Raw genomic sequence first — 12,339 nt, forward strand, 5'->3', positions numbered from 1 at the left:
GCCCATATCGTGTGTTTTTTTGTTGGTTCAAAATGGGGTGTTTCGACCCAACAACTCAGGACTCGATTGCGGGGGCGAATACATCGGCGGGATGACGATCCGGATGCTCGCGGGCCGATACCGTGAGGCTCACATCACAGGGGGATCCACGGATGACAGAGCAACTGACGGCGCCGCCAGCCGGGCCGACCGACGATCGCGCGGCCGGCCGCTGGACGACGGCGACGATCGCGTACCTGCACAGCGAGCAGCACTGCCCGCGCTGCCTGGAGGGCGCGCTGGTCGCCTCGGTCTGCCAGGCCTGCGGAGCGGATCTGACCGGCTCCGCAGCGGGCGAGCTCCGGATGGCGTCGGCGGAGGCAGCCCGCGCACTCGCGAACCGGCAGCGGGTGATCGACGGGCTGCCGGTCGCCGTGCTCGCTGCGCGGTCCTCGTCGGCGCCGGCTCCGACGGCAGCAGCGGCCCCGCCCCCGTCCGCGCCCACCGCACCGGCGCCGCCCTCCCCCGCCGCCGACGCCCGGCAGGTCAGCGTGCAGTCCGTCCTGGCCGTCGCCGGCGCCGGCCTGCTCGCCATCGCCTCGTTCGTCTTCACCTTCTTGAACCCCGACCTCACCGATGTCGGCATCCGCTCCACCATCGTCGCCGTCGTCGCGCTCGTCTTCCTCACCGGCGCCTGGCTGCTCTCCCGCCGCTCGCTGCGGTTCTCGGCGGAGACGATCGGCGCGCTGGGCCTCCTGTTCGTCGTCGTCGACGGCTGGTCGATCGCGACCGTCCTGCCCGACTCCGCCGCCACCCGGCTCGTCGCCGCGGCGGTGACGCTCGCGGGTTCGGCTCTCGCCATCGTCGTGGCCGAACGGCTCCGGATGCGCACCTGGCTCTGGAGCGGACTGGTCGGAGCGACGCTCGTCCCGGCCATCGCGGCGTCGGCGCTGGCCCCACTGGCGGGTGAGCGGATCGCGTGGATCGTCGGCGGCCTCGGGATGGGCTTCGCCGGGCTGGCCGCGTTCCGGATCATCCGGCGCCTCGCTCCGACCTTCGAGAGCCCGCTGCGCACCGACCGCGTGACCACGACCACGCTCCAGCTCATCGGCCTCGCCGCGGCACTGCTGCAGGTGACCGCCGTCACCGCGTTCGACTCGGCGTGGCACGGCACCGGGATCCTCGTCGCCGTCCTCGCGGCCGCGACCGCGCTCGCCCTGCTCTCGGCGCGACAGGCCATTCCCGGGTTCTGGAGTGCGACAGCCGGCGTGCTCGGGGTGCTCACCGCCGCGGCGATCCCCCTCCAGTTCGAGCTCGCGGGCTCGGACGCGGGGTGGCAGCTCCTGCTGGTGCCGCTGGCTGCCACGGCCGCGCTGACCGGCGCCGCCGCACTCCCGCCGATCGCCGCGGTGCAGCGATCGAGCCTGCTGACCGGCGCCACCGTCATCGCGCGGCTCGCCGTCGTTCCCGCGGCACTCGTCGTGCTCACCGAGCTCCTCGCCCCCTCGCGCCCCGCCGATGCGGTGGTCGGCCTGGCCGCGATCCTCGCGCTCGCGGTCGCGTCGGCCGGCTCTCTGGCGCTGCTTCGGCTGCGGCCGCTGAACGCGCTGCACGAGAAGGTCGCCGCCGTCGCGTTCGCGGTCGCCGCGGTGGTCGGCGTCGCCGTGTTCACGACGATTCCGGCCGGACCGCGGTCGGTCGTCGCAGTCGTCCTCGGCGCCGGCCTGGCTCTCGCCGTCACCCGGGTGCAGCGGCTCCGCCGGCAACCGCTCAGCGTCCGGATGCCGGTGATCCTCGGCGCTCATCTCCTCATCCTCGACGCAGCCGCGATCGCGTGGGCCGAGCCGTGGAGCCGCGTCGGCGTGGGCGCGGCCTGCGTCGCCGCGCTCGCGCTGCTCGCCGCGACCGTGCCGCGCGTCGCGCGTCCGGCCTACGTCTCGGCCGGGTTCCTCTTCGGCCTGATCGTCGTGGGAGCGTCCCTCGACCTCACGCACCTCGACCCGACGGCCAACCTCTGCATCACGACCGCCATCGGGGTGCTGGTTGCGATCGGCGCCACGGTGAGCAGCCGGATGAGCGTCGACACCTGGGTCGCGGTGCTCGCCTCGGCGGCGCTCCCCTTCCTCATCACGGTCGGGATGGTCGTCGTCGCCCGCAGCGGCTGGACCGCTCTGCCCACCGCCTTCACCTTCGCGCTCGCCCTGACGATCGTCCTCGACCGGCGTGGCCGAGTGCACCGGATGCTCCGCGGACTGGCGGCGGCCACGCTCATCCCGTCTCTCGCGGTGGTGGTGATCACTCTCGGAGCGCAATTCCTCCGCGTCAGCGCGTCGCCGGTGACACTGCCCATCATCGCCCTCATCATCGCCTGCGCGGTTCCGTCGACGGCTGCGTTCGGCGAGCTGCTCTCCCGGCGCGGCCTACCCGTGGAGCATGTGAGTGAGGTGCGGCTCTGGATCGAGCTCTCGGCGCTGGTGACCGCGGTCATCGCGGTCGCGCTCGCGATCCTCCGGTCGGCGGCCGGCGCCGAGACGGCGTTCCTGGTGTTCCTCATCCTCGGAATCGGGGCGGCCGCGACCGCGCGGTTGACGCGTCGTCGCTACGCCTGGTGGGCCGCCGGCGTCTGCTGGACAGGCGCACTGTGGAGCGTCTGGGCGGTCGCCGGGGTCACTGCCGCGGAGCTGTACATCGTGCCTCCGGCTCTCGCCGCCGCAGTCGTCGGCGCGGTGGTGGTCGGACGCGGGCGCGCCGGGCTGCCGCTCTACGCCTCGGGCCTGGCCTGCGCCGTCGCTCCGACGCTCGCGTTGCTGATCCTCGCCGGAGCCGGCGACCCGTCCGATCCCGCGACCGGGACCATCGCGTTCCCGTGGCGAACGGTCGTGCTCCTCGTCGTGGCACTCGTGCTCGCGGGCTTCGCGACGCTCGTCGCGCGGCGTTCGGCTGCGCGGGTCGCCGCCAGCCCGTTCACCCGTTGGGCGACGCGGCTCGGAACCCTCGAGAAGACGACCCTGGTGGTCGCGATCGCGGCAGCGGCATCCGGAGCCGTCCAAGGACTCCGCTACGCGTTCGGCGTCGACGCCATCGCGGTGCGACCCGAGCTCGTCATCCTGCCGGTGCTGGCGTTCGCCCTTCCCGCGGCGGCCATCGCGTCGTATGCCGGGTGGCGCCTCGACGGCCACGCCCCGAGCAGATTCCTGCAGGTTCCGGCGCTCCTCTTCCTCATCGCCGGATCGCTCTTCGCCAACCGGCTCAGCCCCGTGCCGATCGCGATCCTCTGGGTGCTCACCGCGCTGCTGCTCGGAGGGATGCTCGTGACGACGGTTCGCGGCCTGCGCGGCACGACGTCGCTGCCGCCGGTCTGGGTCTGGTTCGTGCTCGCCTGGTTCACGGCGGTCGCCGGCTGGTCGATGCGGGAGCTCCGGGTCGAGGCGTTCTCGCTGCCACTGGGACTCGCGCTGCTCGCGGCCGGCGTCATCGCGTTCGCGGGCACGACGGCCGACGATGCAGCAGCGTTGCCCGGCGTCACGCCCGTGCCCGCACCCGCCACGGCGACAGCCCGCGGAACACTGAACACCTGGCCCGCAGGATTCACCGGATCGTGGCCGCTCCTCGCGCCCGGAATCGTCGTCACCCTGCTGCCGTCCGTGCTCGCCACCGCGACCGACCCGCTCACGTGGCGCGCCATCCTGGTGATCGCGCTGGCGCTGGTCTCGATCCTGATCGGTTCGCTGCGCCGGCTGGCCGCTCCATTCATCCTGGGTCTGATCGTGCTGCCGATCGAGAACGCGATCGTCTTCGTCGTGCAGATCGGCCGCTCGATCGGCGCCCTGCCGTGGTGGATCACGCTGGCGACGGCCGGAGCGGTGCTGCTCGTGCTGGCCGTGAGCTCGGAGCGCAAGACGTCGGGGCTGCGCTCCGCCACCGCTCGCCTCCGCGACCTCCGCTGACCGCCCTTCGCCGCATCCGCCCGCGCGCTGTCCGCCGCCGCCGCCGAGTCCGGACTTGCTGGGTCGAAACCGCGCGTTTCGACCCAACAAGTCCGGACTCGATTGCGCGTGCGCGAAATTGAGGGGAATGCTCCACTCGGGCGCGCGTTGTTGTAGAACGTTAACGAAATCACCGAACCTGGAGAACGATGACGACACCCACCACAGCCAGCGTCGGATTCCGCTCCGAGCGGGGCCCGATCCTCATCGCGCTGATGCTGACCACGGGGCTGGTCGCCATCGACTCGACGATCCTCGCCACCGCGGTGCCGTCGATCGTGCAGGATCTCGGCGGGTTCACGCAGTTCCCGTGGCTGTTCTCGGTGTACCTCCTGGCGCAGGCCGCCTCGGTCCCGGTGTACGCCAAGCTGTCCGACATGGTCGGGCGCAAACCGATCGTGCTCATCGGCATCGGCCTGTTCCTGCTCGGCTCGATCCTCTGCGGTTTCGCGTGGAGCATGCCGGCCCTCATCGCGTTCCGGGCGCTCCAGGGTCTCGGCGCCGGAGCGGTGCAGCCGATGGCCGTCACCATCGCCGGCGACATCTACTCCGTCGCCGAGCGGGCGAAGGTCCAGGGGTACCTGGCCAGCGTGTGGGCGATCTCGTCGGTCGTCGGACCGACTCTCGGCGGCCTCTTCTCCGAGTTCACGACGTGGCGCTGGATCTTCTTCGTGAACGTCCCGCTGTGCATCCTGGCGGGCTGGATGCTCATCCGCACGTTCCACGAGAAGATCGAGAAGCGCCGGCACCGCATCGACTACGCGGGGGCGACACTGCTCACCCTCGGCATGAGCCTGCTGATCCTGGCAGTACTCGAGGGCGGCCAGGCGTGGGCGTGGAACTCGCTCTGGAGCATCGGCGCCTTCGTCCTCGGCGGGCTGCTGCTGGTGGCGTTCGTGCTGGTCGAGCGGCGCGCGGCCGAACCGATCCTGCCCCTGTGGGTGTTCTCGCGGCGGCTGCTCGTGACCACCACCCTCATCTCGCTCGGCGTCGGTGCGATCCTGATCGGGCTCACGTCGTACGTGCCGACCTACCTCGAGGGGACCATCGCCACGACGCCGCTCGTCTCCGGGCTCGCCGTCGCCGCGCTGACCATCGGCTGGCCGATCGCCGCGGCTCTCTCGGGCCGGTTCTACCTGCGCATCGGCTTCCGCAACACGGCACTGGTCGGCACGACGATCGCGATCATCGGCGCCGTGACGCTCGCCCTGACGTCGACGCATCCGAGCGTCGCCTTCGTTGCCGTCAGCTGTTTCATCGTCGGGCTCGGCATGGGCCTCATCGCCACCCCGACGCTCATCGCCGCCCAGTCGAGCGTCGCGTGGAACGAGCGCGGCGTCGTCACCGGGACCAACCTGTTCGCCCGGTCGATCGGCAGTTCCGTCGGAGTCGCGATCTTCGGCGCCATCGCCAATTCGATCATCGCCCAGTCGGCCGGCGGCGAGCACGACCCCGCCACGGTCCAGGCGGCCTCGACCGCCGTGTTCGTCGCGGTCGCCATCGTCGCCGTGCTCACGATCGCGGCCGGTTTCGCGATGCCGCGGGCGCGGGTGGAGGACGTGGAGTTCCGCCGGCAGCCGAGTCCCGCCGAGTGACGGCGCGCAGCACGACCGGCGCGCCGCACGACCGGCGCGCCGCACGACCTGAGAGAACGTCTACGAAACAGGGCACGAATCCGCGCCCGGACTCCGACGACGCTCAGGATGCCCGACCTAGGCTGATCGACGATCCGCCCCTTCGACTCCCCCGGGGCCGCGATCGCTGAGACACCCGACCGGTATGTGGAGCGTATGCAGAACGGATCCCACGCGCACAGCGCAGCGCGCGCACGACACCGTGCGGCACCGGCGGCTCCCCCGCGCTCCCGGCGCCCAGCCGCAGAGAACCCGCCCGCCGCGGAGCCGCCAGCAGTGCGGCCGCACGTCGCGAAGCGGCCCGCCCCGAAGGCGTCCGCCGCACGAACGACGGCCCTGACGGCATCCGCCGCCGCGATCGCGCTCGTCGGCAGCGTGCTCTTCGCCCTCCCCGCCGACGCCTCCGTCGTCACCATGCCCGACGGCTATCCCGCCGCAGCCGCAGCCGGTCATGAGCGCCTGCAGGGACTGACCGTGTCCGGGCTGGTCGCGGCGGCCTCCGCCCAGCGGGACGACCCCGTCGCGGCCGCACTGGCCGGCGTGATCGCATCGGAGGGCGGCGCGGCCGGGCAGCAGGCGGCTGCGGCGGTCTCCGCCGCACTCGAGACCGGCGGTGTCCGTCAAAGGATCGTCGCGACAGCGCTCACCTACCTCGGCGACCCGTACGTGCTCGACGGTTCCAGCCATTCGGGCATCGACTGCTCGGGACTCGTGATGATGTCGTACGCCGCGGTGGGCATCCGGCTCGGTCATCTCGTGCATCTGCAGGACGACGCCGGCACGCGCATCGACGAATCGGCCGCAAAGCCCGGCGACATGGTGGTGTTCGACGACGAGGAGCACATCGCGATCTATCTGGGCGGGGGCGTGCTCATCCAGGCTCCCGCGGTCGGGCGACCCGTGGAGATCACCACGGTGTGGCAGGGCGTGCCGCACCACTTCACACGCCTCCTCCCGTGAGGCTATGATGTGGTCAGACCATATGGTCTGACCACAGCCGACGACGGGGAAGCACCATGAGCGAAGAGCCACGCGCCTGGGAGGGCGTGCTCGCGCACATCGAGGCGCAACTCGTCGACGGCCGGCTTCACCCGGGCGACCACCTGCCGCCCGAGCGCACCCTCGCCGCCGAGCTCACCGTCGGGCGCTCCAGCGTGCGTGAGGCGATCCGCGTGCTCGAAGCCATGGGGCTGGTGCGCACCCAGACCGGCTCCGGCCCGAGCTCGGGCGCCATCATCGTGGCGCGACCGGTCGGCGGGATGCAGGCCCTCATGCGCTTGCAGGTCGCCGCGAGCGGGTTCCCGGTCGCCGACGTCGTGCGCACCCGACTGCTGCTCGAGACGGCCGTCGCCACCGACCTCGCCGAACGCTCCGCCGACGTCGACCTCGCCGACGCCCGGCACCTGCTCGACGCCATGGACGACCCCGAGCTCACGGCGCAGGAGTTCCTGGCCCTCGACGCCCAGTTCCACCTCGCGCTGGCCGAGGCCTCCGACAACTCCGTGGTCTCCGCCATGATGGCGGGCCTGCGCAACTCGATCGAAGGCTACGTGCTCGCCGGGTCCGCGCGCATCCCGAGCTGGCAGCGCATGGCGGAGCGGCTGCGCACTGAGCATCGTGGCGTGCTGGCCGCGGTGACCGCCGGCGACGCGACCGAAGCGCGCACGCGCATCCGCGACCACATCAGCGACTACGCAGCGACACTCGTCGACAGCGACGCCACCCCCGCCACCCCCGCGCCCACCGCCACCCCCGCGCCCACCGCGCACGAACGGAGCTCCGATCATGGTTGACCGCCGAATCCCCAGCCTGCACGACCTGGCCCCCTTGATGAAGTTCAAGGCGCCGCAACTCGACGCCAAGAAGAGGCGGCTGGATGCGGCCCTCACCATCTACGACCTCCGCGCCATCGCGAAGCGTCGCACGCCCAAGGCCGCCTTCGACTACACCGAAGGCGCCGCCGAGGCCGAGATCTCGCTGGCCCGCGCGCGCCAGGCGTTCGAGGACATCCAGTTCAACCCGGCCATCCTGCGCGACGTGTCGAAGGTCGACACGTCCCGCGAGGTGCTCGGGGCTCCGGTGGCGCTGCCGTTCGGGATCGCGCCGACGGGGTTCACCCGCATGATGCAGACCGAGGGCGAGAAGGCGGGCGCCGCCGCTGCGGCAGCCGCGGGCATCCCGTTCTCACTCTCGACCATGGGCACCGCGTCGATCGAAGACGTGAAGGCCGCGAACCCGAACGGGCGCAACTGGTTCCAGCTCTACATGTGGAAGGACCGCGAGCGGTCGATGGCCCTGGTGGAGCGCGCCGCCGCCGCCGGCTTCGACACGCTGCTGGTCACCGTCGACGTCCCGGTCGCCGGGGCACGCCTGCGCGACACCCGCAACGGCATGACCATCCCGCCCACCCTCACGCCGAAGACGATCGTCAACGCCATCCCGCGTCCGGCCTGGTGGATCAACTTCCTCACCACCGAGCCGCTCGCCTTCGCCTCCCTCGACCGCTGGTCGGGCACCGTCGCCGCCCTGCTCGACACGATGTTCGACCCGACGGTGACGTTCGAGGACCTCGCCTGGATCAAGGAGCAGTGGCCCGGCAAGCTCGTCGTCAAGGGCGTGCAGAACCTCGACGACGCCCGCAAGCTGGCCGACATGGGCGTCGACGGCATCACCCTCTCCAACCACGGCGGCCGCCAGCTCGACCGCGCTCCCATCCCCTTCCACCTGCTTCCGGATGTGGTTCGCGAGGTCGGCAAGGACACCGAGGTCCACCTCGACACGGGCATCATGTCGGGCGCCGACATCGTCGCCTCGATCGCGCTCGGCGCTCGTTTCACGATGATCGGCCGCGCCTACCTGTACGGGCTGATGGCGGGCGGACGCGAAGGGGTCGACCGGACCATCTCGATCCTCTCCACGCAGATCGCCCGCACGATGCGGCTGCTCGGCGTCGCGACTCTCGACGAGCTCGAGCCCCGGCACGTCACCCAGCTGGCGCGCCTCGTGCCGTTGCACGGCGGAGCGGCCGGCGCCGAGGCCGCGGCGGCAGCGTCGGCCCGGCCGACCCGCGTGGCTCGCGCCTCGACGGCGGGTGCGGGCGTGGCGAAGGCGGCTGCTGCGAAGGCGGCGGGAGCGAAGTCGGCGGGAGCGAAGTCGGCGGCGGGCACGTCTGCCACGGCGCGCGGCACGGCCAAACGCTGACGGCCCCGTGCGCGGCGGCTAGGCCGATGCGAGGAGCAGGCCGATCCCGTTGCGCAGCGCGTCGACCGGGGCGCGCTCCCACGGCGCGGCGTCGCCCGCAAGCGCTGCGTCGGCAGCGGCATCCCGCGCCAGCTGTGCGCTGAGCGGAAAGCGCTCGGCGAAGTCCTGCACGGCCGAGGCGAGAGCCGCGGATCGGCCCGACCACCAGGCAGCGTCGTCCGCGCCTGTCGCCCAGGCCGCCTGGCGCGCGTCGGCGAGAGCTTCGGCCGCCGCCCGCACCAGGGCGAAAACCGAGGTGACGACCGTGCGCACGGTGCGCCGCGGCAGCCGGCCGGCGTCGAGCAGTTCGAGCAAGGATTCGAGCACGGCCTGCTCGTTCGGCCCGAGCACCGGGCGTGCGGTCGACACGGCGATGGCCCACGGATGCGCGATCAGCACTCCGAGCAGCGCCTCGGCCCACGCCAGCACGCCCTCGCGCCAGTCGGCGTCTGCGGCATCCCTCGTCGCGCCCGGATGCTCGGCGAAGACCCGGTCGTACATGAGGTCGACGAGCTCGGCCTTGCCGGGCACATAGGAGTAGAGCGCCATGGCCGAGGTGCCGAGCTGGTCGCCGACCGCGCGCAGCGAGAAGGCGAGGGTGCCCTCCTGGTCGGCGACGGCGATCGCCGCGTCGAGGACCCGGTCGAGGTCGAGAGCGGGTCGCGGACCGGGTGGGCGGCGGGATGCGGTTTCGCCGTTCCCCGGGTCGGGCCGGCCGTCAGCGGGCCGGCTGTCTGCGGCCCGGCCGTCAGCAGGCCGCCCGCCGTCTCTGCCGCCATCCCGCCACAGGAGCTCCATGGTGCGTGCGGCATCGCCTCGGCCTGCATACTCGGGCACTTGTATCTCCTTACGACGTAAACTATTATTGCTCACCTCGATTGGTTTACGTTGTAAGGAGATCGACATGTATGCCGTGCTCAACGACGGCAGCAGCATCCCGCTCGACATCGCCGGCGCCGGGCCAGCGCTCCTCCTCCCCGTGAATCCCGCTCCGGCGGACGCGGCGACGGCGGAGACCCTGCGCGCCTGGGGCATGGACCCCGAGCTCGGCCGCACGCTGATCGACGGCCTCAGCGACCGTCACACCGTGATCGCTTTCGACTACGAAGGACACCTGGCCGAGCATCCGCAGCCCACGACCCTGACGCCGGACAACCTCGCCGCCGACCTGATCGCCGTGGCCGATGCCGCCGGCGCCGACCGGTTCGCCTACTACGGCTACTCGTGGCTCGCTCTCGCCGGCCTCCAGCTCGCGGTGCGCACCGACCGGCTCACGGCGCTCGCGATGGGCGGGTTCCCGCCGATCGACGGGCCGTACGCCGAGATGTTCGCGGTCACCCGGGCGACGCACGCGCTGGCGGTCGAGAACGCCGAGCATCCGGAGCCTGTCGCAACCGATCAGCAAGACACGCCCGGGGAGGACTTCGACTGGGATTCGGTTCCGGTCACGCTCTCCCCCGCCCAGACGCAGCAGTACTACACGCTCTACTCGGCACTGCAGGAGTTCGACGACCGCGCAGTGCTCGATCGGCTGAGCATCCCGCTCCTCACCTTCGCCGGAACGGCGGACGCGATCGACTACAGCGAGAAATGGGGCGGCGTGCACGTGGACATCGCCGGTCCCCTCGTGCGAAACCGCGCCGCTCTCGAGGCGAACGGCTGGCAGGTGGAGCTGCTCGACGGCCTCGACCACACGAAGGCGATGCAACCGAATGCCGTGCTGCCGTTGCTCCGACGCTTCTTCCGCGGCTAGGCATCAGGGGACTCAAAGGATTCTGCCAATAACATCGACATAGAGACTGTCCGACGTCGATGGGATGAGCCGCATGGCAACAGGTAGGGGAGCCTCCGGGCCCACAAAGCGCGACCGCCGCGAGGACGCGCGCGAGCACGCCCGGCTCATGCGGGAGGAGGCCGCCAAGAAGGCCAAACGCCGCAAAGTCATCGTTCAGAGCTCGATCATCACCGGTGTCGTCGCGGTGCTCGCCATCATCGGTGTGATCATCTTCACGAGCGTGTCGGCCAGCGGAAACGTGGCCAACCCCAAGAACATGCTCAGCGGGGGCATCCTGCTCAACACCTCGACCCAGGCCGTCACGACGCCCGCGATCGCCAAGGGCGAGTCCGCGACGCCCACGACGGAGAACCTCGACGGCAAGACCGCGCACATCACGATCTACCTCGACTACCAGTGCCCGTTCTGTCAGCAGTTCGAGACCACGAACTCCGACCAGATGAAGCAGTGGATGGACCAGAAGATCGCGACGCTGGAGATCCACCCGGTGGCGATCCTCGACTCGGCCAACAACAAGAAGTACTCCACGCGAGCGGCGGCAGCGGCAGCCTGTGTCGCCAACTACGACCCGAACAAGTACTTCGACATCAACAGCGCCCTCTTCGCCAACCAGCCCGACGAGTCCACCGGCACAGGGCTGACGAACGCCCAGATCCTCGCGCTGTTCAAGAAGACAGGCGTCAGCTCCACCGCCATCACGAACTGCGTGAACGACCAGACGTTCGCCTCGTTCATCACGAACCAGACGAAGTCGGCCGTGACCAATCCCAAGCTCGTGAACCCGTCGACCAAGCAGTTCGGCACGCCGACCGTGATCGTCAACGGCCAGCGCTACCAGGGCGGCTTCACCGACGCGAACCAGTTCGCCTCGTTCGTGGCGACCGCGGTGCAGACGGCCGGGACCGGGTCGACCGGTACGCCGACGCCGACGCCGACGCCGACGCCGAGCAAGTAGGCTCCACCGCACGACGCCCGGAAGGCGGCCGGTCTCGTACCGGCAGCCTTCTGCGTTCGGCGCTGTGTCCGCGTTGCCGGTCTCGTTCTGCGTCACGGGTTGGTTGCCTTCCGCGTTACCGGTTGCCTTCTGCGTCGCGGGCCGCGGGTGTAGCGTGCCGTGCACAAGCAGCGCCCGATGAGAGGGAGAGAACCATGGCCGACCGCATCCCCGACGACGGCATCTTCGACGAAGGAACCCCCGAGGTCGGCGAGCCCGACGCCGGGGAGACCGCCGGCTGGGTCGACCCCGCCGACGGCGACGTGGACTACGCACTCAACGACCCGATCGCGGAGGCGGACTACGCCGACGACCTGGTCACGAACGACGGCGTGGCGGGCGAGACCGTCTGGCCGGGCCCGGGCGACGGCAACGACGGGCCCACGGGCGGGATGCCGAGGGAGTCCTCCCCCACGCTCGACGAGCACGATGCGTTCGAGGAGGAGACAGAGGGCGTGCTCACCGAAGAGGACGTGGAGGACGAAGGGATCTAACCCTTCCGGGCGTTCCGTCCCTTCCGGCCCCGACCCGACCGTCATCCACAGGCAGACGATCGGCGCAGCACGTGAGTCGTTCCAAAGTGTCGTTATGGGGCGCGAAAACGGCCTCATAACGACAATTTGCCACAATTCACGGGCTGGGTGGCGTGTTTTTGCGGGGGGCGAGCTCTTTGGGGGTGCGCCCCGCAGGGGAGGCGCGCGCCGCATGTCG

General features: G+C 71.0%; 9 protein-coding genes. 8 read left to right on the plus strand and 1 reads right to left on the minus strand.

The genetic code is table 11. The annotated features are described in order from the left end of the window. Positions 1 to 152: 152 nt before the first annotated feature. From ACFVV5_RS17115 to ACFVV5_RS17135, 5 genes are all read left to right on the plus strand, one after another. Positions 153 to 3,926 carry an SCO7613 C-terminal domain-containing membrane protein gene (locus tag ACFVV5_RS17115; protein WP_387246498.1) on the plus strand — a complete coding sequence of 1,258 codons (3,774 nt, stop codon included), beginning with the start codon at positions 153 to 155 and terminating at the stop codon, positions 3,924 to 3,926. A gap of 188 nt (positions 3,927 to 4,114) precedes the next feature. Continuing rightward, complete coding sequence (locus ACFVV5_RS17120) at positions 4,115 to 5,560, plus strand: MDR family MFS transporter (protein WP_387246500.1); 1,446 nt, start codon at positions 4,115 to 4,117, stop codon at positions 5,558 to 5,560. Between the two features lie 315 nt (positions 5,561 to 5,875). Beyond that, a complete protein-coding gene (locus ACFVV5_RS17125; RefSeq protein WP_387246502.1) occupies positions 5,876 to 6,559 on the plus strand; it encodes a C40 family peptidase in 684 nt (227 codons plus the stop codon). A 56-nt stretch (positions 6,560 to 6,615) separates the two neighbouring features. After that, positions 6,616 to 7,392, plus strand: coding sequence for a FadR/GntR family transcriptional regulator (locus ACFVV5_RS17130; RefSeq protein WP_387246504.1), 777 nt, complete (start codon positions 6,616 to 6,618; stop codon positions 7,390 to 7,392). Further along, the gene (locus ACFVV5_RS17135) at positions 7,385 to 8,800 is read left to right on the plus strand and encodes an alpha-hydroxy-acid oxidizing protein (RefSeq protein WP_387246506.1); all 1,416 of its coding nucleotides are present in this window, start codon (positions 7,385 to 7,387) and stop codon (positions 8,798 to 8,800) included. Before ACFVV5_RS17130 ends, ACFVV5_RS17135 begins: the two co-directional genes overlap by 8 nt. 18 nt (positions 8,801 to 8,818) lie before the next feature. On the opposite strand, the gene ACFVV5_RS17140 is transcribed toward ACFVV5_RS17135, so the two are convergent. Then, positions 8,819 to 9,676 (minus strand): TetR/AcrR family transcriptional regulator, encoded by an 858-nt coding sequence (locus tag ACFVV5_RS17140; protein ID WP_387246508.1) that lies wholly within the window; start codon positions 9,674 to 9,676, stop codon positions 8,819 to 8,821. A 67-nt stretch (positions 9,677 to 9,743) separates the two neighbouring features. On the opposite strand from ACFVV5_RS17140, the gene ACFVV5_RS17145 reads away from it, so the two are divergent. From ACFVV5_RS17145 to ACFVV5_RS17155, 3 genes are all read left to right on the plus strand, one after another. After that, positions 9,744 to 10,592 carry an alpha/beta fold hydrolase gene (locus tag ACFVV5_RS17145; RefSeq protein WP_387246510.1) on the plus strand — a complete coding sequence of 283 codons (849 nt, stop codon included), beginning with the start codon at positions 9,744 to 9,746 and terminating at the stop codon, positions 10,590 to 10,592. Positions 10,593 to 10,665: 73 nt separating this feature from the next. Continuing rightward, positions 10,666 to 11,589, plus strand: coding sequence for a DsbA family protein (locus ACFVV5_RS17150; protein WP_387246512.1), 924 nt, complete (start codon positions 10,666 to 10,668; stop codon positions 11,587 to 11,589). Between the two features lie 194 nt (positions 11,590 to 11,783). Then, entirely contained in the window at positions 11,784 to 12,122 is a 339-nt protein-coding gene (locus ACFVV5_RS17155; protein WP_387246514.1) for a hypothetical protein, read from the plus strand. Positions 12,123 to 12,339: the final 217 nt, after the last annotated feature.

The sequence above is a fragment of the Leifsonia sp. NPDC058248 genome, from assembly GCF_042881905.1.
GTDB lineage: Bacteria > Actinomycetota > Actinomycetes > Actinomycetales > Microbacteriaceae > Leifsonia.

Excerpts from the sequence above, each read along its gene's own strand:
- ACFVV5_RS17115 (WP_387246498.1), top strand. The coding sequence starts at position 153 with ATGACAGAGCAACTGACGGCGCCGCCAGCCGGGCCGACCGACGATCGC.
- ACFVV5_RS17120 (WP_387246500.1), top strand. The coding sequence starts at position 4,115 with ATGACGACACCCACCACAGCCAGCGTCGGATTCCGCTCCGAGCGGGGC.
- ACFVV5_RS17130 (WP_387246504.1), top strand. The coding sequence starts at position 6,616 with ATGAGCGAAGAGCCACGCGCCTGGGAGGGCGTGCTCGCGCACATCGAG.
- ACFVV5_RS17135 (WP_387246506.1), top strand. The coding sequence starts at position 7,385 with ATGGTTGACCGCCGAATCCCCAGCCTGCACGACCTGGCCCCCTTGATG.
- ACFVV5_RS17145 (WP_387246510.1), top strand. The coding sequence starts at position 9,744 with ATGTATGCCGTGCTCAACGACGGCAGCAGCATCCCGCTCGACATCGCC.
- ACFVV5_RS17150 (WP_387246512.1), top strand. The coding sequence starts at position 10,666 with ATGGCAACAGGTAGGGGAGCCTCCGGGCCCACAAAGCGCGACCGCCGC.
- ACFVV5_RS17155 (WP_387246514.1), top strand. The coding sequence starts at position 11,784 with ATGGCCGACCGCATCCCCGACGACGGCATCTTCGACGAAGGAACCCCC.